At 69.4% G+C, this 25,501-nt stretch carries 29 protein-coding genes and 1 pseudogene; 22 read left to right on the plus strand and 8 right to left on the minus strand.

From position 1 onward, the window contains the following. Nucleotides 1-14: 14 nt before the first annotated feature. Complete coding sequence (locus EAO75_RS21600) at nucleotides 15-887, plus strand: endo alpha-1,4 polygalactosaminidase (RefSeq protein ID WP_147996702.1); 873 nt, start codon at nucleotides 15-17, stop codon at nucleotides 885-887. A gap of 4 nt (nucleotides 888-891) precedes the next feature. On the opposite strand, the gene EAO75_RS21605 is transcribed toward EAO75_RS21600, so the two are convergent. After that, on the minus strand, nucleotides 892-1,299 hold the full coding sequence (locus EAO75_RS21605) for a RidA family protein (RefSeq protein WP_147996703.1): 408 nt from the start codon (nucleotides 1,297-1,299) through the stop codon (nucleotides 892-894). A gap of 124 nt (nucleotides 1,300-1,423) precedes the next feature. Between EAO75_RS21605 and EAO75_RS21610 the strand changes: the two genes are divergently transcribed. The 6 genes from EAO75_RS21610 to dapD all read left to right on the plus strand — a co-directional run bounded on the left by EAO75_RS21610 (nucleotide 1,424) and on the right by dapD (nucleotide 5,690). Next, a complete protein-coding gene (locus EAO75_RS21610) occupies nucleotides 1,424-1,813 on the plus strand; it encodes a winged helix-turn-helix transcriptional regulator (RefSeq protein WP_147996704.1) in 390 nt (129 codons plus the stop codon). A gap of 152 nt (nucleotides 1,814-1,965) precedes the next feature. Further along, entirely contained in the window at nucleotides 1,966-2,286 is a 321-nt protein-coding gene (locus EAO75_RS21615) for a DMT family transporter (RefSeq protein WP_147996705.1), read from the plus strand. Further along, nucleotides 2,286-2,822: a TetR/AcrR family transcriptional regulator gene (locus tag EAO75_RS21620; protein ID WP_147996706.1), complete on the plus strand. Its 537-nt coding sequence runs from the start codon at nucleotides 2,286-2,288 to the stop codon at nucleotides 2,820-2,822. Before EAO75_RS21615 ends, EAO75_RS21620 begins: the two co-directional genes overlap by 1 nt. 102 nt (nucleotides 2,823-2,924) lie before the next feature. Beyond that, nucleotides 2,925-3,518 carry an RNA polymerase sigma factor gene (locus tag EAO75_RS21625; protein WP_147996707.1) on the plus strand — a complete coding sequence of 198 codons (594 nt, stop codon included), beginning with the start codon at nucleotides 2,925-2,927 and terminating at the stop codon, nucleotides 3,516-3,518. After that, nucleotides 3,515-4,486, plus strand: coding sequence for a CU044_5270 family protein (locus EAO75_RS21630; protein ID WP_147996708.1), 972 nt, complete (start codon nucleotides 3,515-3,517; stop codon nucleotides 4,484-4,486). The genes EAO75_RS21625 and EAO75_RS21630 overlap by 4 nt, the downstream gene beginning before the upstream one ends. Before the next feature lie 214 nt (nucleotides 4,487-4,700). Beyond that, the gene (dapD, locus tag EAO75_RS21635) at nucleotides 4,701-5,690 is read left to right on the plus strand and encodes a 2,3,4,5-tetrahydropyridine-2,6-dicarboxylate N-succinyltransferase (protein ID WP_147996709.1); all 990 of its coding nucleotides are present in this window, start codon (nucleotides 4,701-4,703) and stop codon (nucleotides 5,688-5,690) included. 369 nt (nucleotides 5,691-6,059) lie between these two features. Here dapD and EAO75_RS21640 read toward each other — a convergent pair whose 3' ends face one another. Both EAO75_RS21640 and EAO75_RS21650 read right to left on the minus strand, forming a co-directional pair. Continuing rightward, nucleotides 6,060-6,386, minus strand: coding sequence for a GYD domain-containing protein (locus EAO75_RS21640; protein WP_147996710.1), 327 nt, complete (start codon nucleotides 6,384-6,386; stop codon nucleotides 6,060-6,062). Between the two features lie 1,970 nt (nucleotides 6,387-8,356). Next, a complete protein-coding gene (locus tag EAO75_RS21650) occupies nucleotides 8,357-8,830 on the minus strand; it encodes a Pycsar system effector family protein (protein ID WP_147996712.1) in 474 nt (157 codons plus the stop codon). 437 nt (nucleotides 8,831-9,267) lie between these two features. Between EAO75_RS21650 and EAO75_RS21655 the strand changes: the two genes are divergently transcribed. Further along, the gene (locus EAO75_RS21655; RefSeq protein WP_147996713.1) at nucleotides 9,268-10,302 is read left to right on the plus strand and encodes a hypothetical protein; all 1,035 of its coding nucleotides are present in this window, start codon (nucleotides 9,268-9,270) and stop codon (nucleotides 10,300-10,302) included. A gap of 621 nt (nucleotides 10,303-10,923) precedes the next feature. Here EAO75_RS21655 and EAO75_RS21660 read toward each other — a convergent pair. Next, the gene (locus tag EAO75_RS21660; protein WP_147996714.1) at nucleotides 10,924-11,628 is read right to left on the minus strand and encodes a pentapeptide repeat-containing protein; all 705 of its coding nucleotides are present in this window, start codon (nucleotides 11,626-11,628) and stop codon (nucleotides 10,924-10,926) included. Between the two features lie 375 nt (nucleotides 11,629-12,003). Here EAO75_RS21660 and EAO75_RS21665 point away from each other — a divergent pair, with 375 nt between their 5' ends. Continuing rightward, nucleotides 12,004-12,606 carry a hypothetical protein gene (locus EAO75_RS21665; RefSeq protein WP_147996715.1) on the plus strand — a complete coding sequence of 201 codons (603 nt, stop codon included), beginning with the start codon at nucleotides 12,004-12,006 and terminating at the stop codon, nucleotides 12,604-12,606. A 543-nt stretch (nucleotides 12,607-13,149) separates the two neighbouring features. Here EAO75_RS21665 and EAO75_RS47520 read toward each other — a convergent pair. Further along, nucleotides 13,150-13,395, minus strand: a pseudogene (locus EAO75_RS47520) (MMPL family transporter); the annotation flags it as partial. 189 nt (nucleotides 13,396-13,584) lie between these two features. Here EAO75_RS47520 and EAO75_RS21680 point away from each other — a divergent pair. Beyond that, on the plus strand, nucleotides 13,585-14,073 hold the full coding sequence (locus EAO75_RS21680; protein ID WP_147998008.1) for a cupin domain-containing protein: 489 nt from the start codon (nucleotides 13,585-13,587) through the stop codon (nucleotides 14,071-14,073). On the opposite strand, the gene EAO75_RS47525 is transcribed toward EAO75_RS21680, so the two are convergent. Beyond that, nucleotides 14,034-14,381, minus strand: coding sequence for a hypothetical protein (locus EAO75_RS47525; protein ID WP_261989372.1), 348 nt, complete (start codon nucleotides 14,379-14,381; stop codon nucleotides 14,034-14,036). The genes EAO75_RS21680 and EAO75_RS47525 overlap by 40 nt on opposite strands. Before the next feature lie 242 nt (nucleotides 14,382-14,623). On the opposite strand from EAO75_RS47525, the gene EAO75_RS21690 reads away from it, so the two are divergent. From EAO75_RS21690 to EAO75_RS21705, 4 genes are all read left to right on the plus strand, one after another. Then, nucleotides 14,624-14,905 (plus strand): hypothetical protein, encoded by a 282-nt coding sequence (locus EAO75_RS21690; protein WP_147998009.1) that lies wholly within the window; start codon nucleotides 14,624-14,626, stop codon nucleotides 14,903-14,905. A gap of 166 nt (nucleotides 14,906-15,071) precedes the next feature. Then, nucleotides 15,072-15,299 carry a hypothetical protein gene (locus tag EAO75_RS21695; RefSeq protein WP_261989373.1) on the plus strand — a complete coding sequence of 76 codons (228 nt, stop codon included), beginning with the start codon at nucleotides 15,072-15,074 and terminating at the stop codon, nucleotides 15,297-15,299. Nucleotides 15,300-15,491: 192 nt separating this feature from the next. After that, nucleotides 15,492-16,049 carry a SigE family RNA polymerase sigma factor gene (locus tag EAO75_RS21700; RefSeq protein WP_147996717.1) on the plus strand — a complete coding sequence of 186 codons (558 nt, stop codon included), beginning with the start codon at nucleotides 15,492-15,494 and terminating at the stop codon, nucleotides 16,047-16,049. Then, the gene (locus EAO75_RS21705; RefSeq protein ID WP_147996718.1) at nucleotides 16,046-17,284 is read left to right on the plus strand and encodes a WD40 repeat domain-containing protein; all 1,239 of its coding nucleotides are present in this window, start codon (nucleotides 16,046-16,048) and stop codon (nucleotides 17,282-17,284) included. The genes EAO75_RS21700 and EAO75_RS21705 overlap by 4 nt, the downstream gene beginning before the upstream one ends. On the opposite strand, the gene dapA is transcribed toward EAO75_RS21705, so the two are convergent. Further along, nucleotides 17,285-18,193 (minus strand): 4-hydroxy-tetrahydrodipicolinate synthase, encoded by a 909-nt coding sequence (gene dapA / locus EAO75_RS21710; protein WP_147996719.1) that lies wholly within the window; start codon nucleotides 18,191-18,193, stop codon nucleotides 17,285-17,287. Nucleotides 18,194-18,268: 75 nt separating this feature from the next. On the opposite strand from dapA, the gene lipB reads away from it, so the two are divergent. The 8 genes from lipB to EAO75_RS21745 all read left to right on the plus strand — a co-directional run bounded on the left by lipB (nucleotide 18,269) and on the right by EAO75_RS21745 (nucleotide 23,571). Beyond that, entirely contained in the window at nucleotides 18,269-18,913 is a 645-nt protein-coding gene (gene lipB, locus EAO75_RS21715; protein ID WP_147996720.1) for a lipoyl(octanoyl) transferase LipB, read from the plus strand. Between the two features lie 85 nt (nucleotides 18,914-18,998). Then, a complete protein-coding gene (locus EAO75_RS47530) occupies nucleotides 18,999-19,133 on the plus strand; it encodes a hypothetical protein (protein ID WP_261989374.1) in 135 nt (44 codons plus the stop codon). After that, entirely contained in the window at nucleotides 19,130-19,822 is a 693-nt protein-coding gene (locus EAO75_RS21720; protein WP_147996721.1) for a hypothetical protein, read from the plus strand. The genes EAO75_RS47530 and EAO75_RS21720 overlap by 4 nt, the downstream gene beginning before the upstream one ends. Before the next feature lie 53 nt (nucleotides 19,823-19,875). Continuing rightward, complete coding sequence (locus EAO75_RS21725) at nucleotides 19,876-20,292, plus strand: phage holin family protein (RefSeq protein ID WP_147996722.1); 417 nt, start codon at nucleotides 19,876-19,878, stop codon at nucleotides 20,290-20,292. After that, the gene (locus tag EAO75_RS21730) at nucleotides 20,289-20,777 is read left to right on the plus strand and encodes a DUF3618 domain-containing protein (protein WP_147996723.1); all 489 of its coding nucleotides are present in this window, start codon (nucleotides 20,289-20,291) and stop codon (nucleotides 20,775-20,777) included. Before EAO75_RS21725 ends, EAO75_RS21730 begins: the two co-directional genes overlap by 4 nt. 668 nt (nucleotides 20,778-21,445) lie before the next feature. Next, entirely contained in the window at nucleotides 21,446-22,147 is a 702-nt protein-coding gene (locus EAO75_RS21735; RefSeq protein ID WP_147996724.1) for an antibiotic biosynthesis monooxygenase family protein, read from the plus strand. Nucleotides 22,148-22,208: 61 nt separating this feature from the next. Continuing rightward, on the plus strand, nucleotides 22,209-22,820 hold the full coding sequence (locus EAO75_RS21740; RefSeq protein ID WP_147996725.1) for an ArsR/SmtB family transcription factor: 612 nt from the start codon (nucleotides 22,209-22,211) through the stop codon (nucleotides 22,818-22,820). Nucleotides 22,821-22,836: 16 nt separating this feature from the next. Continuing rightward, nucleotides 22,837-23,571, plus strand: a complete 735-nt coding sequence (locus EAO75_RS21745) for an SRPBCC domain-containing protein (RefSeq protein ID WP_147996726.1) — start codon at nucleotides 22,837-22,839, stop codon at nucleotides 23,569-23,571. A gap of 13 nt (nucleotides 23,572-23,584) precedes the next feature. Here EAO75_RS21745 and EAO75_RS21750 read toward each other — a convergent pair whose 3' ends face one another. Beyond that, a complete protein-coding gene (locus tag EAO75_RS21750) occupies nucleotides 23,585-25,411 on the minus strand; it encodes an endonuclease/exonuclease/phosphatase family protein (protein ID WP_147996727.1) in 1,827 nt (608 codons plus the stop codon). Nucleotides 25,412-25,501 lie beyond the last annotated feature (90 nt).

Below are 25,501 nucleotides of genomic sequence, written 5' to 3' on the forward strand. Positions count from 1 at the left end.
GGAGCCCCCGGATCATGGTCCACCGCCTCCCCCGTGCCCTTCGCCGAGCGCCGGCGGTCGCGGCCGTGTGCGGGGCGCTCGTCATCGCCGTCGGCGGATGCACGGCGTCCGACGGCGAGGACGGCGCCGCACCGGACCGCTCCACCGCGGGCCCGGGCGGCCAGGGGAAGGTGGTGCTGCCCGAGCCCGGCCTCGGCTTCGACTACCAGATCGGCGGTGCCTACCCGCCGCCGCGCGGCGTGGAAGCGGTCTCCCGCGACCGCACCGCGAAGCCCGCGCCCGGCGTGTACAACATCTGTTACGTCAACACCTTCCAGGCCCAGCCGGACGCCGAGGAGTGGTGGCAGGCCCGCCACCCCGACCTGCTCCTGCGTGACGACGACGGCAGCCTGGTCGTCGACCAGGACTGGGACGAGGCCCTGCTGGACATCTCGACCGCCGCCAAGCGCGAGCGGCTCGCCGGGATCGTGGGGAAGTGGTTCGACGGCTGCGCGGCGGCCGGATACCAGGCGATCGAGGCCGACAACCTCGATTCCCACGAGCGTTCCGACGGGCTGCTGACCGCCGATGACAACGTGGCCTTCGGCAAGCTGCTCGCCGCCCGGGCGCACGCCGCCGGTCTGGCGATCGGCCAGAAGAACGCCGCGTCCCTGGCGCGCCAGGGACGCGACCTCGGCTTCGACTTCGCGGTCGCCGAGGAGTGCGGCCAGTACGACGAGTGCGACGCCTACGCGGATGCCTACGACGACCGGGTCTTCGTCATCGAGTACCGCGCGGACGGCCTCGCCGCCGCCTGCAAGGGGTGGGGCGAGGAACTGTCGGTGGTGCTGCGCGACCTCGACGTCGTATCCGAAGGGGAGGCCGGCTACCGCCGCCGTACCTGCTGACGGGTCAGTCGAGGACCGCGGTGGCCTCGATCTCGACCAGGTGCTCGGGCACGTCCAGGGCCGCGACGCCCAGCAGCGTGGCCGGCGGTGCGGCGGTGACGCCCAGCTTGGTGGCTGCCCGGGTGATCCCCTCCATGAGCTGGGGCATCTTGTCGGGAGTCCAGTCGACGACGTGGACGTTCAGCTTCGCCACGTCGTCGAAGGAGGCGCCGGCCGCGGCCAGGGCGGTGCCGACGTTGAGGTAGCTCTGCTCGACCTGGGCGGCGAGGTCGTCCACCCCGACGTTGACGCCGTCCGCGTCCCAGGAGACCTGCCCGGCGACGAAGACCAGCTTCGAGCCGCGGGCGATCGCCACCTGCTGGTAGGCGCCGACCTCCACCAGTCCGGTCGGGTTCATGAGGGTGATGGCCATGCTGTCCGCCTCCTTGCGCACGAGCCGGAGCTCCGGGCGCCGTAGTCACTTGTGGTTACTCAGGAACCGTAGGAGAGTGTGGGCTGACATGGAAGAACGCACTTTTCAGTGACTGGGGAACCTCATGGGTACCAAGCAGTTCAGCGGCTCGATCGACCAGGCGGACGTGACGCGCGCGGACTCCCTGGCCCGGGAGATCTTCACGGACATCGCCAACAAGTGGGCTCTGCTGATCATCGAGACCATCGGGGACCGCACCCTGCGCTTCAGCGAGGTGCGCGGTGAGGTCGACGGCATCAGCCACAAGATGCTCACCCAGAACCTGCGCATGCTGGAGCGCAACGGCCTGATCGAGCGCACCGTCTACCCCACGGTGCCGCCGCGCGTCGACTACACCCTCACCGAGCCGGGCCAGGCCCTGCGGGTGACCATCGACGGCATGTGCGACTGGACCCACCGCTACATCGGGCACATCGAGGAGTCCCGCGAACGCTTCGAGGCGCAGCGGCCGTAGCTGTTCGTGCGAGGTGATGTGTGCGGCCGTAGCTGGTCGCGCGAGGCGACGTGTGCGGCCGTAGCCGTTCGTGCAAGGCGACGTGTACGGCCGTAACCCTTCGCGCGAGGCGATGCGTACGGCTGTACGTATCGTTGTGTACGCTCGTACGCATGGGATACCTGCTGCTCGCCGGAGCCATAGCGGCCGAGGTGGCCGCCACGACCGCCATGAAGTACAGCGAGGGCTTCAGCCGGCTCTTGCCTTCGCTGCTGACCGCCCTCGGTTACCTGCTCTCCTTCACGCTGCTCGCCCAGACGCTGAAGACCGTTTCGGTGGGCACGGCCTACGCGATCTGGGCCGGCGTCGGCACCGCCGCCATCGCCACCATCGGGATCCTGTTCATGGGGGAGGGGATGACGGTCACCAAGGCCGCCGGCATCGCGCTGATCATCGTCGGCGTGGTCGTGCTGAACCTGGGCGGTGCGCACTGATGGCCCGGCGCTACGACCCCGAGCGACGTCAGCGGATCATCGACGCCGGGATCCGGGTCGTCGGGCAGAAGGGCATCGCAGGGCTGAGCCATCGCACCGTCGCCGCCGAGGCGGATGTGCCGCTCGGCTCGACGACGTACCACTTCAAGACCCTCGACGACCTCCTGGTCGCCGCGCTGCGCCAGGCGAACGAGGGCTTCGCCAAGGTGATCGCCTCGCGCGGCGGCCTTCAGGACCCGGAAACCGACCTGGCCGCCGAACTGGCCGGCTGGATGGGCGAGTGGCTCGCGGGCGACCGCACCGGCGTGGAGCTGGAGTACGAGCTCTACCTCGCGGCCCTGCGCCGCCCCGCCCTGCGTCCGGTCGCCGCCGAGTGGGCGAGCGACCTCGCCGAGCGCCTGTCCCACCGCACGGACCCGGTCACCGCGCGGGCCCTGGTGGCGCTGATGGACGGCATCTGCCTGCAGGTACTGCTGACGGAGGCGCCGTACGACGAGGCGTACGCCCGCGATGTGCTGCGCCGGGTCATTCCCTGAAGTGCCGTGCGAGACACGGCCTCTGACCTGCCGTGAACTCTTTTCCGCCGTGCGGGGAACAGGAGGTGACACGCTCCATACGACACAACAGGGGGAGGCCTTGTGAGCGGACCGCCGCCGCATGCGGAAGGCGTGGCGAACGATGCCGAAGTGGTCGCCGGATCACTGGACCGGCCCGAGCTGTTCGCCCGGCTCTACGACCGGTACGCGCCCGACATCCACCGGTACGCGGCGCGGCGGCTCGGGGAGGTGGCCGCGGACGACATCACGGCCGACACCTTCCTGACCGCCTTCCGCATCCGCGCCCGCTACGACCGCACCCGCCCCAGCGCGCGCCCCTGGCTCTACGGCATCGCCGCCAACCTCATCGGCAAGCAGCGCCGAGCCGAGGTGCGGGCGCTCAGGGCGCTGGCCCGCACCGGGCACGACCCGGTGGCCGTCTCCTGGGTGGAGGACACCGACAGCGCAGTCGCCGCGCAGGGCCCGCTCGCCGACGCCCTCGCCTCCCTCTCGGTGGGCGACCGGCATGTGCTGCTCCTCGTGGCCTGGGCCGACCTCACCTATCAGGAGGTCGCCGAGGCACTGGACCTCCCGGTGGGGACGGTCCGCTCCCGGCTCAACCGAGCCCGGCGCAAGGTACGTACGGCGCTGGGCGCCGATCCGGCATTCGTGAGCGACGCGGCGGAGGTGGCGTGACGGTGGACGAGATGACCTGGGTGCGGGAACTGCGCGCCGATGCCCCCGTCGCCGACCGGGCGCGACTGGCGCCGGGGCGGGACCGGCTGGTCGAGGCGGCACGGACGGGGAAGAGGCGCCCGGCGACGTGGGGACGGCGCCGGCTGGTGATCGCCGCGGCCTTCGTCGCCGTGACGGCGGTCGTCGTCACCGCGACGCTGCTGGCTCAGGGGCACGAGGCAGGGCGGGAGGTGACCCCCGCCGTCACGCCGAGCCTCGATCTCAAGGGGATGAGCGCACGCGAGTTCCTTGAGTACGCGGCGCGGACGGTGGAAGGACAGCCGCCGGTCACCGAACCGCGGCCCGACCAGTGGATCTACGCCAAGGTGACGCAGGAGGGGGACGACGACGCGGACTTCGAGCTGGAGACGTGGCTCCGCTACGACGGTGCGAAGCTCGCTTCCTACCCCAGGCCCGGGGCCGAGGACCCGGGCGAACTCGAGACGACCGAGCTGAACCTCGAAGGCCTCGCCGACGAGTACGACGACCGTTCGCCCCGCCAGATGTACCGCTTCCTGTCCACCCTGCCGGCCGACGGCGAGGGCACGCTCAAGGCGCTGCGCGAGGAGAACGCTCTCGTCGACGACAAGAGCCTGACCCAGGCGGGGAACGACTACACCGAGCTCTCGGTCCTGCTCGACGCCGATGTGCAGCCGCCCAAGGGTCTCGCGGGTCTGTACCGCGCGCTGGCCACGATGCCGGGCGGCGAGCTGGTCGACCACCTGGTCGAGGACGAGGCGGGCCGCCAGGCCGTCGCCGTCAGGTTCCCCGAGCCCGGCCGCGAAGGCGAGAAGCACGCCGACGAATGGCTGCTCGACCCCGTGACCTTCGAGGTCGTCGGCGAGCGCGTGATCGACGACGGCGAAGTGGTCGGCGGCAACGCGCAGGTGGCGAAGGCGGTGGTGGACAAGGCCGGCGACCGGCCCTGACCGGGGGCGGAGGGCCCGGCGCACACGGGGGAGGGTGCGCCGGCCCGTCCGTAGCGCGGCGGACGGGCCCTGGCACGGGCGTGCCCACCCCCCTGCACTCCTGCACTCCCCTGCACTCCCCTCCCCTGCACTCCACCCCACTCCACGGCTCGCACCCTGAGACGCCCCGTGCCCGAGTTCGCCCCGACGCGCCCCCGCCGGTTAGGTTGCCCTCATGACCGACACGACTGCTCCTCGCACCACCGGCGCCGTGGCCGCCGGCCTCGCCACGATCGCCGCCGACGGCACCGTTCTCGACACCTGGTTCCCCGCGCCCGAGCTCGTCGCCGAGCCCGGCCCCTCCGGCAGCGAGCGGCTGTCCGCCGAGCGGGCCGTGGAGCTGCTCGGCGAAGGTGCCGCGAAGGCGATCGGTCCGGACGCCCGCCGGGGCGTCGAGGTCGTCGCGGTCCGCACGGTCATCGCCTCGATCGACGAGAAGCCGATCGACGCGCACGACGTCTACCTGCGCCTGCACCTGCTCTCCCACCGCCTGGTCAAGCCGCACGGCCTGAGCCTGGAGGGCCAGTTCGGCTTCCTCGCCAACGTGGCCTGGACCTCGCTCGGCCCGGTCGCCGTCGACGACGTCGAGACGGTCCGGCTGAACGCCCGCGCCGAGGGCCTGCACCTCCAGGTGACCTCGATCGACAAGTTCCCGCGCATGACGGACTACGTGGCGCCGAAGGGCGTCCGCATCGCCGACGCCGACCGCGTCCGCCTCGGCGCGCACCTCTCCGAGGGCACGACGGTCATGCACGAGGGCTTCGTCAACTTCAACGCCGGCACCCTCGGCACCTCCATGGTCGAAGGCCGCATCTCCGCGGGCGTCGTGGTCGGCGACGGCTCCGACATCGGCGGCGGCGCGTCGACGATGGGCACGCTGTCCGGCGGCGGCAACGTGATCATCAGCATCGGCGAGCGGTGCCTGATCGGCGCCGAGGCGGGCGTCGGCATCGCGCTGGGCGACGAGTGCGTCGTCGAGGCGGGCCTGTACGTCACCGCCGGCACCCGCATCACGATGCCCGACGGCCAGATCGTCAAGGCCCGCGAACTGTCCGGCGCGTCCAACATCCTCTTCCGCCGCAACTCGGTCACCGGCACGGTCGAGGCCCGGCCGAACAACGCGGTGTGGGGCGGGTTGAACGAGATCCTGCACAGCCACAACTGATGACCGGCGGCCGTGACGTGCGGCCGCGTCATCGATCAACGCCTTGACCTGCTGCTGAGCTGTCGGCAGTGTCGGTGTTGGTCATGACTGAGCGCCCTTCTACGGCCCGAGGACGGCCTGGGAGGGCGCTTGTGCGTGAGGAGAGCCGTCCGCGAGCACCGCATGTGGAGTTCGATCCCGGCTCTGCGCAGCCCGACGGGAGCTTGGGCGCGCGTGACGGGCACTCGTGCAGATCACGTGTTGCGACCTTCTGATCTGTAGCTCTACAGAGATCGGTCAATGGCGGTCATGCAGGACGCTATGCGGTCTTCAACGACCACGGAGGGTTGCTGTACTTCGCTGCTGTACCGCTGCCCGATGCCTGGACCACTACGCGCCCGGAGCCCGGTACTGGACTTGCCCGGCTTTGCGCAGGGCATCCATGGTTTCGTCGACGGTCAGGAGAACGGTCGTCTCGAACGAGCTGAGTGCACCGCCGCCACTGATCGCCAGGGCGACCGCGGCCATGGAGACGTTGTCGGGGGCCTCCCAAAGGTTGTAGCCGTCGCGGGTGCCGAACGCGTACCAGAAGCCGTGGAGCTTGCCGCCGACGGACTCGATGTACGACTGAGCGGCTTTTGCGCGGTCCTCGGGGTGGCCGATCAGGCTCGCCCAGGTCTCCGGCGTGTAGCTGAACCGCGATAGATAGAGCGGCATCATGTCTCCCTTTCGTCCCAGCAAGGGATGCCCCCGCGAGGTGGGATACGTCCCCGAGACCGCCCGCGTATCCCCCGAACGGCCGGGATGATGACGGGCATGGCCACTGCCGGGTGAGGGACCGAACCCGCCCCGGAACTACGGCCTCGAAGCCCTCAGCTTGGGAAGCTGCGAGCATTTGGGGCCGGTGTGGGCGCCGACCTAGGCGAACGGCGGGGCAGTGCTCTCATTGGCCTCGGGTGCTTTCACCGTGATTCCCCGCTGTTCCCCGCTAGATCTGGTGCGCTTGTGGTGCGAGCGGATCGCCACAGGAACTGGCAGACGCCATGGGACCAGTGAGGCACCTGCCTGGCATGCTCTGTGCAACTCCGCCCGTACCCGCTCGACCATCCGCTAAGCTGCCCACATTCGGCTCGCGGAGAGTCGAAGGGCGGCAACGTATCCACAGGCCCGGCACCTGCGGACGCTGCAGATGGGTGTGGTGCACCCAACTCCGCATGAGATTTTGGTGGGTTCACGAGGTATGTGACCGAGAGCGCCAGCCGGGTGGCATCGAGGTATCAGCATGCCTGAAAGCGTGAAGAAGGCCATTGCCCGAACCCGAGTGGGATTCACTAGTGAGCCCGAAGAGGGAGCGTTTGCAGGGGTTCCACGAGATGGGTCACTCGGTCTTGATACCTGCTTGAGCGAACAACGCACCCTTCGCGCTCTGTTGGCACTCGGCCTGTTCAACCGATTGGGACTCGGGGAAGCTCGTCCGCCTGCTCGGTGGGGGCTGCACACGCTCGTGGCTTACGACATCACAGCGTCGCCGCGCTACAACCGACTCGTCCTCATCACGGACGTCCCGCACAACGTGGCACCGTACCTCCTACCCAGCCGTCACGGAGGAAGCTCTCTACCGGGACTCCGACTCGAAGAGTTCCGCGGCCGGCGCACCTACCTTGCACGTCATCTGCCCACGGGCGCCCAACTGGTAGTCACAGGAAACCCGTCCGGCACCTGGGGTACTTCGCGGCGTCTTTCCCCCCGCTGGGACTTCTACTCAGTTGATGAGCCGCTGACCCCGTCTGAGCAGATACAGCTAGACGAAGTACCCGGCATGGGCGCAGACGCTGAGTGCCTGCTGGCCGGACTCGCGACCAGAATGGCGACTCAGGACCCGCAGGGCAGGTGGGCGATCGGCAACTGGTTCTCTGATCCCCTACAACGTTCTGGTTGGCTCAACGACGGGAGCGAAGAACGATATGGGAAGCAGCTGTGGGGCTCGGCAGACCGGTGGACGTTTCGATGGAATGGCTTTCCCTACGTCGAAGACGTCGCAGCATCACTGACAGCTCCCCAGATTGGTATCCCCGGCGCCACGATGCGCGATGCTGGCGACCGCCTGGAGGTGCGGTTGGGGGCCGCGACGCTCAGCCTCCATGGACGTCGAGCACCGCTCCAGCGGACGCTGGGACAGTCTTCATGAGCTGGGACAACGTGACGCTGGTGATCCTCGCTGCTTTTGGCTGCGTCATGCTGCTACTGACGCAGATAGCCGAGGTGCTGTCTAAGCTGCCTGAGATCATCCGCGCTTGGCGTGAGGTACGGCGCGCTCTTCAAGCGGGGCCAGACGATCCGCCTGGAGTCCAGGGCTCGCCAGAGGCTAGCGATCCCGTCCCTGGCTCCGGTCGGGGAAACGTCCCGAGGGCCGTCACTGTGCCTGACAGACCGAGCCGGGGGCGGCGGCCAAGGCCCCGTTGCCAGGCAGAATGCAGGGGGCCCGCTGACTCTGCCGTGCGCTGAGACGCAGGGCCAAGGCTCTCTACTTGGGAAGCTTGGGTCTTCTACGGGCGATTGCTGGGCTGACCAGTGGCGGAGCTGCTAGCGGGGTCGGACCGGTCGGCAGCGTGCTCCCCGCCATTCCCCGTGGTTCCCCGCACGACCTGGCACGAGTCTGGCACGGCACGTCGTCCTCGGTCGTGGCCCTACAGGACCAAGCCCAGCGCAGTTGCGGCACATAGCAGGCAGACGCCAGCCAGGATGAGGTTGATTCCGAGACGGAGCCGGCGGAACTTGATCGCGACTGCGCGGGAGAGGAATGCAACCCGCTCAGCGCGCAGATCCGCGCGCATGTGGTCGCGTAGCGACTCTGGTTCCAGAGTCGCCCAACGAGACCAGCCTTCAGCGGTCGCAGTGTCGATGTGGACTGGTCGGACGGTGATGAGCAGAACCACGAAGGCGATCACGAGGCACATCGCGCCGGCCGCGCCAACGGCCAGTACGATCGCCCCCTGGTGCCTGGAGCCCTGTGCTGCAACGAAGCCTAAGGCCACGCCAGTCATCGCCAGCACGACGCTTGCCTTGGCGTCAGCCCGTGCGAGTTCGCTAGTGAGCGTCCTGAGCGCGTCATTTAAGTTGTCGGACGAATGGTCCGCGCCACTGTTCAATCCCTGTGCCATGAGGCCTCCGTCCCCTGAAACGGAGACGCCGACGGACGGCTACTGGTTCGTCTGCGCCGAGCAAGGACGAAGCGCCGTGACCCACAGACCGCTTCGTCCCGAAGCAACTTGGGCAGGCGCCTGGCCTTGGGTCGCTGTGCCTGCGATGGTCCACAGGTGTGCACGGTTGTCCGTCGCCGTCTGTCGGCGTTGTCACACAGTTAGACACTCACCCCCGCGATGGGTAGGGCTGGTGACCTAGCCCCGCAGCCTCAGCTTCGAGTTCGTCTCTGAACGGATGCAAGAGCATGGTGAGCTGCCCACTCTGCCTCTGTGAGTGCACAGCTGCCAGGCGGTGCGGTTCTCCCAATTGGCTTCCCCAGGCCCGACCTTCGTGGTCTGGTCGTGGAGTCTGAAGAGCGTAGGCGGGACTGCCGGGGGACGAACCTGCTGTTCTCGTGAACTCCACGCGCCTGGGGTGCCAGCATGAGCGTCTGCGCCCTGCAGATGTGATGAACGGAAGGCAAGGTCGGATGGTGTCCAGCGGTAGCGAGGTCGGCAGGTATGTCTACTGGTCCGACCGGGCGATCCAACGGGTTGCCGAGGAGAACGGAATCGAACTCGCGGGGCGACGGACCTGGACAGTTGGCCTGTCCGTGCCCGGTCTCCAGAGTAGCTTTGGGCAACAGGCGCGCGTCACCCGGAACCGGCTTGAGGAGGCGCGCAGGGTTAAGCGGCACATCGGTACCGCCGCCGTTGAAGATCTCGACACGGAGCCCCCAGCTTCCTACATCACAGGTGTTGGCAAGGTCGAATTCGCGGAATTCGCTGCGTGGCACGCTCAGGGCGGCGTTGTCATGCATGTCCAACTTCGCAGCGCGAACGGTCGGCGGGTCGATCTCTGCCTCTTCGGTAGCAAGGACAATCTCCGCGGCTTCGGGCCGAGCGACGGCTTCGACAACGGCTGGACGTCCTCGGCGGCGCCGGCAATCGAGGAGCTCCTGCGAAGCCGGGGGACGCAGAACACTTCCCAGTGGGACGACGAGCAAGCGCGATCCGTGGAGGCTTTGAAGATCGCCCTGGACCAGGGTTTCTCAAGCATCAGCGGCGAGCATGTGGGCAGACCAGAGACACGCGGCTTCACCATCGGCCACGCCGGCGACTGCGAATTCTTTGCCGAGATCTACACCGATGTCGTGCTCGACCCTGCCCGGTGGCGCCTTGAGGGCGAATCGGCGGGAGCTGAGCGCATCATGGTCGGCAGACCGATGTGGATCCGCACTCAGAGCCCAGGCGCGGTGGTGCGCTATGCCGAACTCCGCAACGGCTCAGGCTGGTCCCGCCACCGCTGGCTACGACCGCTGCGCTTCCTGTCACGACGTCGTCGTGCTGTGATCGGTCCGCCAGCTGCGGTGCCCACGGCTCTTGAGACACCGGAGTCGAGTACGGCCGGGGCGGCTCGTCGGCGCAGGTTCACGCAGGCCCGGGACTGATACCCACGGCCGCGCTCCACCAGCGAACTCGCGCGTATTGGGGGCGTTGTCACGTCACGTCTCGCCAGCGACCGTGGTGCGATAGCTGCAGACTCGCAGCGCTGGCCTGTTGTGGAGGGCGAGCCTGTTCGAGCCGACCAGGTGGGCTGACACTCGCTTTAGGAGTTCGATCCAAGCGCTGCCCGGGGGCGCCAGGAGGCGGCTGGGCCAGACGTGCCGGATCGTGCATGGGTGCCCATGTTCAGTGCCGTTGATGTCACTTGTGGATGTCAGCCGGAGTTTCGACCACTTCGTTGTCAGCTCTGACCGTCAGGCCGAGACGCTGGACATCAACTGATCCGCAGACCAAGCCAAACTGTCCGGTGCTTCACAAACGGGAGGCGTGGTTCGGAGAGTGAGCCTTAACATGCCAAGGCGACCGTGGCTGACCCCTTAATCTGGCACGACTGCGGCGGCACGGAGCGTCATGCGCCGCGTTCGTGCCATCTGATCCGCAATGCCTCTGGATCGGTCACTGGCGGTCACAGGCGTCGCTAGACCCCTGTGAGGACTCTTCGGGCCAGGGAGGTTGCTGAACCTCGTTGCAGCGGCTCTGGAATTACTTTTGACCCCAGGCAACGACTAATGGGTGCTCAAGTGGATCTCACATGTATTACTGGCGGTATCGCTATTCGTGCCATCTGGGCACGTGGTGTTCCGCCAAATGACACCCGAGAGTCTTGCGTACTGAAGTTTCGCCCCTGTCAGGTCGGCGTCGGAGAAGTTGGCGCGCTGGAGAAATGCGCCAACTAGAACTGTTTTGCGTAGATGGGCGCCTACGAAACGTGCACACCTGAGATCTGAATCGGTGAAGTCAGCTTTGTCTAGTTGGGCTTTGTGGAGATCGATGCGTGTCAACGCAGTGTCGTGGAGCTCGGGTTGTTCCCCTACGCCGAAATGTTCACCTTTAGTGTTCCTCCGGCCCAGGATTGTCGCGGTGGTCTGAACATCGGTCTTTGGCCGAGCGAGCGAGCCGCATTTTGCTTCCTTGTTGGCGCGGGTCTTCCGGGGCTGATGGTAGCGGATAAACGCAGACATAATCTCTACTGCGGCTTTCCGGTCACTATCCTTCTCCTTATTGACTCCTTCTAGGATGTACATGGCTCCCATTCGTACTGCCATGCTCTTAGATCCTAGGCGCTCCAAGGAGGCCAGGAACCTTTCGTTGGTTTGCTTCTTCTCTTCCAAGCCGCTCGTATTGCCGTAGGTGAAAATTGAAAGGAACATTGTTACAACGGCTACAATAAGTGTTCCAAGTTCTACAAAGAATGACCCCTTGCCGTTCATTTCCTTCCCGTCTCTGGGGCTGTGGCGTTCTGTGCAGAGATACCTTGCGGTACTTGGAGCATCACACGGTTCACCCGGAGGGACCTTGTTCCGTCTGGCCTGTCTACGGCCGGGTTCCGCCGATGGTCCCACGCTGTGAGCGCACCACTTCTTGCACGTCCGGGAGTAGGCGCACGCTTTCCAACTGTGTTGGTGGGGCTGAGGGCTGTGTGCAGGGGCGTGCACCTGGGTTCATGGGAGGCCGGACGCTTACGTGCCGTCGGCTTCCGGTCCGCACCGAACGGCGGTGAACCGTGCTGAATGAGACGGAAACTGAGACGGGGACCGCGCACAACTCGGGTGACCGCGGGTGCCGGTTGGCGCTAGCGTGCGGTGGTGATCAGCAGTGAGGGAGCACGTCTGGGCGCGGACGCCGCACGCCGCCTGGCAGAGACGGGCCTCTATGAGTTCGAACCGGGGCTGACCGACGCCGAGTTCGCCCGCATCGAGCGCGAGTACGGCTTCGAGTTCGCAGACGATCACCGAGCGTTCCTTGCAGCCGGCCTACCGGCCAATGTCCCTCCCGAGGACGGGCAGACCTGGTCCAAGCCCTGGCCGGAGTGGAGGAGCGGCGACCCGGACAGCTTGCGTCGCCAGCTCGACTGGCCGGCTGAGGGTGTTCTCCTCAGCGTCGAGCACAACGCGTTCTGGTACGACGGCTGGGGCGAGCGTCCGTCTGATGGGGCGACGGCACTGGATACGGCGAGGCGTCATCTGAGAGCGGTGCCAGTACTGGTTCCCGTGTATGCCCACCGATACCTGCCGGCCGGGCGGGGAAGCTCCGGTCATCCGGTGCTCTCGATGTGGCAGACCGATGTCATCTACTACGGGCTAGACCTGGCCGACTACATGCACCAGGAGTTCGACGAAGCACGCGGCGACGTCGACGAGAACTGGAACCCGAGGGCCACGGTCCCCTTTTGGCGAGACCTCGTCTGACTGTGCTCCTGGAGTGGGCAACGGGCGCCATCAGCTTGGGAAGCTAAGGGTATTTGGGGCTCGATCCTCCACGTCGAGGAGGAGTCATGGCACTGGGACGTAAGGGCCGCACGCCGCATCGTCGTCGACGGTACGGCGTACCGCTGGCGGCTGCGACGCCGGCCAACCTACTTCCAGGGCCTGGCCTGGACGCGAAGCCAAGCCAGTAATGCCATCCGACGTTGCCCAAGCCATCAAATGCGCGCTGCGCGACGGCTGGGCCCCCTCGGCTCCAGGCTCCTCCTTCCATCTCGACCTGTCCGCTGGCTTCACGCCCTCGCCCTGAGCGGAGCAGAGAGTGAGCACCGCTTCAGGAGTGGGGTCGAATCCTTGCCGGGGGGTGCTCGACGCTGCTGTGGGGTGCTGTTCTGCCTGGTCAGCGCAGAGCGGCAGCATCCGTAATCCTCCTCATGGCGCCCCGTGCTGGGTAGTCCGCTCACGCATCGCGCGCGCTCGACGGGGTAGGCATGCCGGCTGGGAGCGTGGAGGCTCATGAGCAATTGGGCTGGCCTGTGCGGCGGCCCGGTCGAGAGAGCCCGACCTGGCGGAGATCAGCACCTGCTCGGTGGACCTGCGTTCCAGGCGTCCCTCAGCGGCCAGGGCCTCGGCGCGGCCGGCCTCACCGACCCGGTAGTCCGCCGTCTTCGCACTGTTCATACCGACAGCGCTGCCGACCCCCAGGTACAGCACCACGAACACCAGCCAGCTGACGATCGCCCGCCAGGGGTGCCGCGCGCTCCAGCGAGCCATGCTCACAGAGATTGATTTCATGCCCAAGAGCCTTGTTGAACAGGCCAGTTGTCGGACAGAGGTGCTCGGTTGAACTTGCTGTCCACCGCTCGGTGGACACCGACGCTGGGGGAAACCTCAGGTGTGTCGGATTCCTTTCATGGCGTGCGGGGCTCGGCTGAAGGCCGCTGCCCTGGGCCACAATGCCCCATGACCGATGATCAGTCCCGGAATCCCGCCCGGCCGCTGCTGCGTCGCCCCCTGGACGGTGAGCTCATAGACGTCGCCGGTGTCGCGCACTTCTTCCGGCTCACCGGCGAGCACACGGGCGGGCACTTCGCCTTCGAGGAGTTCAGCCTCGCCCCCGGCACGATTGGTGCCAGGCCGCACGTGCATGAAGGACACGACGAGTATTTCTACGTCCTRGAAGGTGAGTTGACGCTCCACACCGGGGATGGCGAAATAACAGCCGGCCCCGGGCATCTGCTCGCCGCGACCCGCGGCACCCCACACGGCTTCCGTAACGCAGGCACGGTCGCCGCACGCGCCCTGTGCCTCTACACTCCCGCCGGCTACGAAAACTACTTCCGCGATGTCCACGCCGCCGTGAGCGTCGGCGCCGAAGCGACCGATGAGCTGCTGGCCGAATTCCGCAGCCGCTACCGGACAAGCTCCTTCCAGGTTCCCCCGACGTTGTAGCCCGTGGCCCGGCCGGGCGCGCCGGACCACCGCCTCGTCCGCCTCGACCGGCGCGTCGGCTCCCAGATCAGCATCCCGGAGAAGGAGTGGTCGCAGGCGTACGGCTCCTCGGTCGCTCCGGCCTCCAGGCCGCCGTCCAGGCCGAACTCCACGCCCCACACGGACAGCCACGGGTCGGAGCCGTAGCGCCGCTGCTCCATGACGCCGAGCAGGTACTCCACCTGGGCCGCGCTGGTCAGACCGAGCGCCGAGATCAGCGCCCGCACCCGAGTGTGCAGCGCACCCGCCTCGTGGGCGGCCAGGAGCACGGCGTAGTCCTCGGGGGTGACCGCGAGTCGCGCACGGTGCCGATGCCGATGCCGGTGGCGGCGTAGTCGCGGGAGGCCAGACGCAGGCCCTCCATGCGCTCGCCCGGCCGGCGGCCGGGACCAGGTGCTCCACAGGGTGCAGGGCGTTGTCGATCAGCCGGCCGTCCAGCTTGCCGTCGGCGCCGCGGCCGATGGTGCACTGGCAGGAGGCGAACCGCCGGTGCGGTCGGCGCGTGATCAACATGCAGGTGCGTGGGGACCTGGGAAAACCGGTAGCTCATGCCCAGGCCGGAGTTGAGTGGACGGACCTCTTTCCAGCACTGGCCCCGGTGAGGTTCCCGATGCTGTGGGCCTTGAGCCCTTACGGGGATGCCGTCTTCAATGAGCGGCAGGTGCCGTTGCTGCCGGCGGAGTTCGACCGACTTCCCGAAGCCTACGGCGGTACGTGGGTGGACCAGGCTCGGGAGTTGTGCCAGGTCGTTCAGAGTGGGCCACACCGATATCTCTGGTTCGTCGGCGACTGAGCGGTCCTGAAAACCGTTGTGGCGCGACCCCCGACGGCGCGTCAACGCTCACGTACGGGTTACTCGTCGTGACCTTCGAGCCGTCCAGGCAGATGAACGGGTGGACGCAGATTCCGATCACACGCCGAAACGACGAGATGAGGGCCGAGGGCCGATGACGGGTCGAGTGAGGACCAACCAGCGGACGAGGACTGCGCTGCGCTTGGTGGTGGGGGTGCTGGCCGCGGGGGCGGCCTGCTGGTTGCCGGCCGGGAACGCGTATGCCGACGAGACCAACACGGGCTCGCACAACGGGCCTCGTATCGGACTGGTCAACGTGGGGCAGGTGGACGATCCGATGGAGGATGTGCTGGAGCACTTCCTGCTCTTTGGTGACGGCTACCGCTGGGGCTGAGTGCGCACGACGAATCCCGTAGGAAGGGCCGGGGCCGGGGCCGGGGCGTATCGCAGGGGGGTGTGGTACGACCCCGGTCGGCCCTTCCGTGGGATTCGTCCTCGCGCACAGGCATAGCGACGGCACCCCGCACACGTCACTACGGGCAGGAGCAGCGGGCACCGGGCCCGCCCGGGGGAAGTGAAGGTGGCGATGGGTGCCGAAGCGCAGGACAGATTTCGGGAGTTCGTGGAGAACCGGTCGTCCGCGCTGCTGAAGACCGCCGTACTGCTGACCGGCGGCGACCGGCACGCCGCCGAGGACCTTCTGCAGAACGCGCTGATCAAGGTGGCCGACCGCTGGCATCGCATCGACGAGCCGGAGGCATATGTGCGCCGGATCCTGTACCGGCAGCAGATCAGCCGCTGGCGCTTGAAGTGGCGACGGCGTGAACTGAGCGTCGCCGAGCCCCCGGAGGGCGGCGCCGGACCGGACGGCGTGGCCGCCGCCGAACTGCGACTGCTGATGCGCGGCGCCCTCGCCCGGCTCACCGCGCGGCAGCGCACCGTACTCGTGCTGCGCTACTTCGAGGACCTGCCCGAGGCCGACGTGGCCCGGATCCTAGGCTGCTCCGTCGGCACCGTCCGCTCCACCACCCACCGCTCGCTCGCCCGGCTGCGCGCCCTCGCGCCGGAGCTGACCGCTGCGGACCCGGCCGGCGCCGGACCACCACCGTCCCGTGACTTCTCACCCGTGGAGGTGCGTCCGTGAACGTCGAGGAACTCGTGCGTGACTCCCTGCGGGACCTGGCCGCCGAATCGCCGTCGGCGGGGCCCGGATTCGCCGACCGGGTACTGGCGGTGCGCCGACGCCGCCGCACCCGCAGGATCGCCTCCGTCGCCGCGGCCACCGCGGCCGTCGTCGGTATCGCGGTGGCGGTCCCGCTGCTGAACCCCGGCAAGGAGGACGTGCGCCCCGCGAACGTCCTGGAGCGGGACGGCGTCCGCGCCCACCCGGACCAGACGCCCCCGCGCGACCTGATCGGGGCCGGGGACGCGGTGCTGGCCGCGTACTACACGGCGCGGATCCATCCGCAGTCGCAGAAGCGTGCCGTCTCGGAGCGCACCTACTGGCTGCTCGACCCGAAGACCGGGAAGTACGAGAAGGACACCCGGTGGTCCTTCGTCGCCGTCGCCCCCGGCCTGCAGACCGCCGCCGTGCTGGAGCGGAACCTGCCCGCCGACCGGATCGGCCTGCTCGACCTCGCGACGGGGGAGGTCGAGCGGTGGATCCCGGTCGAGCGCGGGGTCGGCGCGCTCGCGTTCTCGTACGACGGGCGCCGGCTCGTCGCGACGACGTACGACGAACACCCCGATGTGCGCACCAGGCAGCAGGTGATCGACGCCGACGGCCGGGCGGAGTCGGTGTGGATGCCCGACCGGGGCGGGGCGAGCCGGTCCGGCTTCTACGACCTCGACGTGGCCTCCGGCCAGGGCTTCTGGAGCGCGGTCGCACCCGACCGCGACGGCAACACCCGCCAGGACTTCTCCTACAGCCGAGCCGGTGACCGGGTGTACGAGCAGGTCATCGGCGGCAAGGACGGCATGCAGAAGTTCTACGACCGCGACGGCACCGAGGTCGCCCCGCCGGCGAACGAGAAGTACCTGCGCTCGGACGTCGGCGCGCGGCTGTCCCCGAGCGGCCGGCTCGCCGCCCTCGGCCTGACCAAGGAGGTCGACGGCTCCCCCGGCCGGTCCTACTCCTCGATCCGTGACCCCCTCACCGGCAAGGAGATCACCAAGGTCCGCGGCGCCCACCTGCTCGCCTGGGTCGACGACAAGCGGCTGATCGCCTGGGAGCGGGTGACCAGCCTCAACGAGGAGTACCGGCCCCGGCTGGTGCTGGTCACGATCGGCAGCGACAAGGTCGTACCGCTGAGCGGAGTCCGCAAGGAGACCGTGACCATCGAACGGCAGGAGTGGGAGCCCGTCTTCGCGCGCCGGTGATCAGCCGGTCGTGAGCGACTCGTGGGTCGCCAGCAGCCCGTCGACCGCCTCGCGGCCGGCGGGCCGCAGCGGTGCGCGGACCGGGCCCGCGGGCAGACCGAGTCCGCCGAGGACGGCCTTGGCGGTGACCGCGCCGGGCAGACCCGCCGACATCATCAACTCGATGAGGGGCGTGGCGCGCTGCTGAAGCCGGGCCGCGCCCGTCGTGTCGCCCGCGTCGAACGCGTCCAGTACGGAACGCAGGTGACGGGGGATCACATTGGCGACGGTGCTCACGTAGCCCGCTCCGCCCACCGCGTACAGCGCGAGGTTGTGCTCGTCGCAGCCCGCGTAGTACGCCAACTCCGTGCGGGCCAGCACCTTCTGGGCGGCGAGGAAGTCGTAGGAGCAGTCCTTCACGGCGACGATCCGGGGGTGCTCGGCGAGCCGGATCAGCGTCTGTGGCTCGATACGGGTGCCGGTGCGGCCCGGGATGTCGTACAGCGCGATCGGCAGCCCGGCCGCGTCGGCGATCTCGCGGAAGTGCGCCTCCACGGCGTCCTGCGGGGGCTTGCTGTAGTACGGCGTGACCGCCAACAGGCCGTCGGCGCCCGCCTTTTCGGCCGCGAGGGCCAGTTCGACGGTGTGCCGGGTGTCGAAGGTGCCCACGCCCGCGACGATCGACGCCCGCTCGCCCACGGCCTCCCGGACGGCCCTGACCAGATCCGACTTCTCCGCGTCCGTCGTGGTCGGTGACTCGCCCGTCGTGCCGGAGAGCACCAGACCGTCGCAGCCCTCGCCCACCAGCCGGTCGGCGAGACGCTGCGCGCCGTCGAGGTCGAGCGATCCCGCCTCGGTGAAGGGCGTGATCATGGCGCACAGGGCGCGGCCGAACGGCGGGGGGACGGCGGAAGGGCGGGCAGTCGTCATGGGAGTAGTCTCGGCAGGGCGATCGCGTAGCTCCACTTAAATTTTCTACGAGGTATTGGTAAGGATTGCTGCGACATGAGGGCTGTTGGGTGTGTGGAGCGCGTCGACCTCGGCGAAGTCCCCTACGAGGACGCCGTAAGGGACATGACCGACTGGGCCGAGCGGCGTCGCGCCGGGGAGATCCCGGACCGGCTCGCGCTCCTCACCCACCCGCCCGTCATCACCTACGGCTCCCGCACGCCGCCCGCCGAACTCCCCGCGGAACTGACGGTCCCGCTCGTCCCCGTCGACCGCGGCGGCCAGGCCACCTACCACGGCCCCGGCCAGCTCATCGGCTACCTCGTGCTGAACCTGCGCGAGCGCGGGCCCGGCGACATCGTGCGCTGGGTGGAGAACGGACTGATCGCCGCCTGCGCCGGGCTCGGCTTCGAGACGGTACGCCGGGACACCCCGCCCGGCGGCCAGTCGCTGGTCGGGGTGTGGACGCCGGACGGGCGCAAGCTGGTGTCGATCGGCATGCGGATCCGGGGCGGGGTCACCAGTCACGGCTTCGCGCTCAACATCACCTCCGACCTGGTCGAGTTCACGAGGTTCGTCGCCTGCGGGCTGCCCGGTGTCGCGATGACCTCGCTCGCCGAACTCGCCGCTGAACAGGGGCGGCCGACGCCCTCGGAGAGCGAGGTCAGGGACGCGGTGGCGGGGGCGCTGGGTGCGGGTTAGGCGGTCGTAGGCCCTATGTCCAAATCCGGGCGGCATGGGTCACCATGGCCAGGACGGTCAACGACCCCTGGTCATGGGAGGCGTCATGAAGCTCGGCAAGGCACTCGCCACCGGCGTCGCGCAGGAGCGGCCGCAGACCCACGACGAAGAATCCGAACTCGCCGGGGAACTCCAGGACATCGAGGCGTCCGCGTCCGAAGAGGCCCCGGCCGCCCGATGAGGCTGCGGCTTCCCGAGGAACACCCGACGGAGCCGCCGACCGGATACAAGATCGCCCACCCGATGCTGTCCCAGGACGGCACCCGGGCCGGGTTCACCGGTGTGTCGCTGGGCGGCGCGCTGCCGTACGGGGTCCTGGCCGACGCGTCCTGCGTCTACGGCCTGCGGCACCGGGCACCGAGCCGCCGCTGCGACTGCGGCTTCCACTGTGTGCACGAGCGCGCGGCGGCCGAGGCGCTGCTCTGCACGGCCGAGCACCGGACGGCCGTACTGCTCGAAGTGACCGTGCTCGGCCGCTACATCCGCTTCGAGCGCGGCTTTCGCTACGCCCGTCAGCGGGTGCGCACCGCCACGGTCGGCCCCTGTGCTTGCGGCACGGTCGCCGCCGCCCTGGCCGACGCCGGCTGGGGCCGCCCCGGCCGGCGGGCGCTCGCGCCGTCCTGCGCGGGCTGCCTGCGCGGCCGCACGTCCGTCTCGCTCGCGGGGTTCGCCCGGCTCGCGGGGGAGGGGCTGCGGGTCGTGGCCGGGAAGGCGTTGTCCGTGGCGCCGGGCGACCTCGGGGCCGCCGGGGAACTCGGGGTGCCCGAACTCACCGCCGAGGCGGCGCTGTTGCAGGCCCGCCTCGACTGGTTCCAGGCCCAGCTGGCCCGGCTGGGCGAACGCGGACCGGGCGGCGGACGGGAGGGATAGCGGGGGCAGGTCCGGGTACCCGGGGGCTGCGAACCGAGAGGAGGCGGGACACCGTGACCGGGACCACGGCCCCCGAGCCGTTGCGCGACGAACACCACGGCGTGGGCGAACTCGTCGCCCAGGCAGGCGAACAGCTCTCCCGACTCGTACGACAGGAAGTCGCGCTCGCCGAGCAGGAGCCGGCCGAGAAGGGCCGGCGAGCCGGTCGCGGTGGCGGCCTGCTGGGTGCGGCGGGCGCTGTCGCGTACGCCGGACTGCTCTTCCTGGCCGCGGCCGCCACCGCCGCCCTCTCACTGACGCTGTCTTCGTGGGCCGCCGCGCTCGTCGTGACCGGGGTGCTGTTCGCCCTCGCGGCCGTGCCGGCGGCGACCGGCCGCGCCCAGCTGCGCCGGGCAGCGCCCACGCCCGAGGAGGCTCTCGGCAGCGTCAGGACGGACGTCGAGCAGATCAAGGGAAGGGCCCATCGATGACGGACAGGACTGCGGGGGACATAGGAGGCTCGGCCGCGAAGGCCGCCGGTGGGGCCGATGGCTCCGAGGAGCTGCGTGACCAGATCGAGCGGACGCGCGGCGAACTCGGCGACACGGTGGCCGAGTTGCTTCAGAAGGCGGACGTCAAGGGCCGGGCCATGGCCCGCGCCGCCGACCTCCGGGACAAGGCGGGTGCGATGACCGTGCACCTGCGCGACAGCGCCGCCCAGGCGGGCCACGCGATGCAGGACCGCGCGACACGGACAGGGCACACCGTCCAGGACCGGGCGACCCAGGCCGGTCACACCGTCCACGACAAGGCGACCGAAGCGGGCCACACGGTGGAACGCGGCGTACCGCGCCCCGTCCGCAGGGTCGTCCAGGCCGGCCTACGGCATCCCCGACGGGTGCTGGTGGCCGGGGCGGCGGTGGGTGCGCTGGTCGCGGCAGGGATGCTGCGCCGGCGGCACGGCGGCCGTCACTGAGGCGGCGGCCTCGCCGGGCGTCGGTCGGGACGCCGATCCCGGCGGGGTCGCAGACCAGGTGTGGGGCCGGTGGTACGCGGCAGTCCACCGGTCCCGCACCGTTGTGTGCCGGCCGCCGGCGGTACGGCGGCCGTCACTGAGGCGGCGGCCTCGCCGGGCGTCGGTCGGGACGCCGATCCCGGCGGGGTCGCAGACCAGGTGTGGGGCCGGTGGTACGCGGCAGTCCACCGGTCCCGCACCGTTGTGTGCCGGCCGCCGGCGGTACGGCGGCCGTCACTGAGGCGGCGGCCCCGCCGGGCGTCGGTCGGGACGCCGGCCCCGGCGGGGTCGCAGACCAGGTGTGGGGCCGGTGGTACGCGGCAGTCCACCGGTCCCGCACCGTTGTGTGCCGGCCGCCGGCGGTACGGCGGCCGTCACTGAGGCGGCGGCCTCGCCGGGCGTCGGTCGGGACGCCGGCACCGGCGGGGTCGCAGACCATGTGCGGCGGCGGGGTAGCGGACCAGGTGTGGGACCGGTGGCACGCGGCAGTCCACCGGTCCCGCACCGCTGTGTGCCCGCGCCTGTCAGCCGGCGTCGACCCGCCCCCTCCTCGGCCCCCTTGACCTCAAGTCCGCTTGAGGTCGAAAGGTGATCGGTGCACGTATCGATCACCGAGCCTGGAGGCCGCCATGACCCGTCGCACCGACGCCCACCCCGACCTCGCCCGCCCCGAGATCGGCGCCCCCTTCTTCAGCACCTGGCGCGTGGGCACCCCGCTCCGGCAGCGGCGGGCCGTCGAGGCGATCGGCGTCACCTGGGAGCGCCGCCCCTGGCCCGCCGACGGGCTGCTCGGCTACCACGTCTACACCGGGCACGACGCCAGCACACTCCTGCACTACTCGCAGTGGCGGAGCGACGCGGCCTACGAGGCGTTCGTCAAGACCCACCGGCAGGAGCGCGTCGACGAGATCGACACCGCCGTGCCGGGCATCGAACGCCTCCGGCTCGGCCGGTACCGGCACCACCGCAGCCTCAGCCGGCCGGACGACACACGCGTCCCCGGCTGCATCGTGATCGTCGACATCGAGTTCGAGGGCCCCGACCCCGACCGTCAGCGGGCCTGGGTCGACGCCGTCGTCGAGGCGCTGGAGGCCGAACCGAACCCCCACCCCGGCGGCATCTCCGCCCACTTCCACCTCAGCACCGACGGCACCCGCGTCCTCAACTACGCCGAGTGGGAGAGCGCCCAGGCCCACCTCGACGCCCTGGCCGCCCCGGGGGACGGAATCGGCTCGGCGACGGCGCTGTGGGAGCGGGTGCAGACCTGGCCGGGGCTGAAGGGCAGCACGGTGAGCCGGTACGACCACGCCCTCGGGCTGATTCCCGGCTGAGCGACCCACCGACAACTTATGCCTCCTGGACAAAAAAAGTTTTCGGTGAGACGGTGGACGCATGCTGGACGTCACCGTGATCGAGGACCCCGAGGCCGCAGCCGTCTCCCTGGACCCCATAAGGGCCCGGCTGCTCGCCGAGCTGGCGGCGGGCCCCGCGTCGGCCGCCATGCTGGCCGGCAAGGTCGGGCTGCCCAGACAGAAGGTGAACTACCACCTCAAGGCCCTGGAGCGGCACGGCCTGGTCGAGCTGGCCGGCGAGCGCCGCAAGGGCAACGTCACCGAGCGGCTGATGCGGGCGACCGCCGCGTCGTACGTCATCTCGCCGCTCGCGCTCGCCGCGGTGCAGCCGGACCCGGACCGCTTCCGCGACCAGCTCTCGGCGCGCTGGCTGCTCGCGCTCGGCGCCCGCCTCGTGCGGGACGTCGGTTCGCTGATCACCGGTGCGGCGAAGGCCCGCAAGCGGCTGGCGACGTATGCGCTGGACGGCGAGGTCCGCTTCGCCTCGGCCGCCGAACGGGCGGCGTTCATCGAGGAGTTGACGGCCGGAGTCAGCGCGCTGATCCGCAAGTACGACGCACCCGACGCCGACGGCGGCCGGGATCACCGGATCGTGGTCGCCGTACATCCCACGGTCAAGGACCAGCAGCCCACCCCGGAAGTAGAGCAGTAGGACTCAGGAGCCCACCATGTCCAAGGAATTCGAGATCGCCCGAGAGTTCGAGGTCGACGCCACGCCTCAGGAGGTGTGGGAAGCGATCACCACCGGGACCGGTGGCTATCTGTGGCCGATGGAGCCGCCGGAGCCCCGGGTCGGCGGCAGTGGCCCCTTCGGGTCCAAGGTCACCGCCTGGGACCCGCCGCACCGCTATACCAACCGCGTCGAGGACGTCGAGGGCATCTCAGAGCAGAGCGCCAACCAACTCGACTACACCATCGAGCCGCGTGACGACGGCAAGCGGGCCTGGGTGCGGTACGTGCACAGCGGGATCTTCGTCGACGACTGGGACAACCAGTACGACGGAGCCGCCAAGCACACCGACTTCTATCTGCACACCCTGCGCGAGTACCTCACGCACTTCGCGCCCCGGCCCGCCGCCTTCGCCACCTTCGACGGGCCCGACGCGTCGAAGACCGCGGACGCCCTGGAAGTCGTCGGGCGGGCACTCGGCGTCGGGGCGGACGTGGCCGCCGGTACGACCGTGACGGTGCACGGGCCCGACGAGTTCGACGCCGTGGTCGACTTCCGCAACCCGTACTTCATCGGCTTGCGCACGGACCGGGGTCTCACCCGCGTCTTCGGGCGCAACCACTGGGGCCACCCGGTCGGCATCTCCCTGCACGACTTCACGCCGGGCGCCGACATCAAGGAGTGCGAGACCGAGTGGCAGGGCTGGCTGAACGGCGTGTTCAGCCAGCCCTGAGACCCGGCGAAGGCTACGGACGGAAGCGCAGCACCTGCGGGTCGTGGTCGCTGATCTGGTCGTTGAACTCCGAGTTGATGTGCACGCTGTCGTACTCGAAGTCGCAGGAGCGCCGGATCGACGGGCTGACCAGGATCTGGTCCAGCGTCTGGGCGTTGCCCTGGTAGACGTAGGAGTAACGCTCGCTCTTCGGCAGCGACTTGATCGCCGACCACAGCTCGCCGTCGCCCTCGAGGATCCCCACGGTGTCGGAGAACTCGAAGTCGTTGATGTCGCCGAGGGCGATGACGTCCGCGCTCTTCTGCGCGTCGAGGATGTCCTTGACGAACGAGTGGATCGCGGTGGCCTGCGCGTGGCGCTGGACCTCCGAGCTGCGGGTCGGCGGCTGGTACTGCGCGGTCAGACCCTGGTCGCCACCCTTGGAGTTGAGGTGGTTGGCGATCACGAAGACGGTCTTGCCGCGGAAGACGAACTCGCCGACCAGCGGCTTGCGGCTGTTGGTGAAGGCCGCGTTCGCCGGGTCGATCCGGCCGGGGGAGACCGTCAGGGCGGCCTTGCCGCGCACGCTCGTCACACCGGCGGCGGTGGTGGCGTCGCCGCCCGCGCGGTCGGTGAAGGAGACCCGCTCCGGGTTGAACAGGAACACCTGGCGGATGTTGCCGCCCGGCTCGCCGCCGTCGGCGTTGTTCACCGGGTCGATCGAGCGCCAGTCGTACTTGGGGCCGCCCGCGGCGACGATCGCCTCGGTCAGCTTGGTCATCGTCGCGTCGGCGGCGACCGTGCCGTCGTTCGTCGCGCCGTTGTTGTCCTGGATCTCCTCCAGGGACACGACGTCGGGCGACTTGAGGTTGTTCACGATCGCGGAGGCGTGCTCCGCGAACGTGGCGTCGGACGGGTCGAGGTTCTCCACGTTGTACGTGGCGACCGCCAGCTCGCCACGCGACTGCTTCCTTGTGGCCTCGCGCTCCAGACCGGCGCTGCTCAGGGTGCCGATCTGGCCCGCGACCAGGGTGTAGCCGCCGAACTGGTTGTAGTCGAGCGGACCGGCCGTGGCGCCCTTGAGGACGTCGCCGACGTTCGCGACGGGGAAGTCGGCGGGCTTGCCCAGGGACTGGATCTGGAGCCGGCCGGTGTTCTGCGAGTCGTAGGTGCCGTAGACCGTGCCGCCGCGGCGGTTGCGGTGCTCCCACGGCTTCACCGTGACCCACAGCTCGGTGTACGGGTCGGTGGCGCCGACCACGCGGGTGTCGGCGACCTGGACGTTCTCGCCCTCCAGGGACTCGTAGTAGTCCAGGGCGTACTTGGCGGGCTGCAGGGTCAGGCCGTTGACGGAGCCGCCCGCGACGGTGTCGCCCTGCGGGCTGTAGGCGGCCGGCACCGACTTCGCGTCGATCACCTTGGCGGCCGGAACGGCGTTGCCGCTGGAGACGACGGTGACCGTCGGCTTGGTGATCTCCGTCAGCGACTGGTTGCCGGAGGAGGCGCCGCCCGGGACGTACTCGGAGACCGTGCCCGAGACCAGGACCGAGTCGCCGACGGCGACCTTCGGGGCGGAGCTGGTGAAGACGAAGACGCCCTCGCTGGTGGCCGGGTTGTCGTCCGGGGTGGCGTCCTGGATCCAGAAGCCTCTGGAGGACCCGTAGGTGCGTACGCCGGTGACGATTCCGGCCACGTCCGTGACCTGCTTGCCGGCGTACGGCGATATTCGGGTACTGCCCTGGACGTCATGGATGCGCACGGAGTCGGCGTGCGCAGGCGCCGTGAGGGCGACGGTGGACGCCGCGGAGCAGACTGCGGCGACGGTGAGCGCGGCGAGACGCGCGGACTTCTTGCTCGGCAACGGGATCCCTCCGGGGACATGCGTGGGTGCCGGGACGTGGATGGAACGCGGGATGGAGCGTGGAACCGGTCGGTCGCGGCCGGTGGCTGC

This window comes from Streptomyces sp. UW30, from assembly GCF_008042075.1.
Taxonomy (GTDB): Bacteria; Actinomycetota; Actinomycetes; order Streptomycetales; family Streptomycetaceae; genus Streptomyces.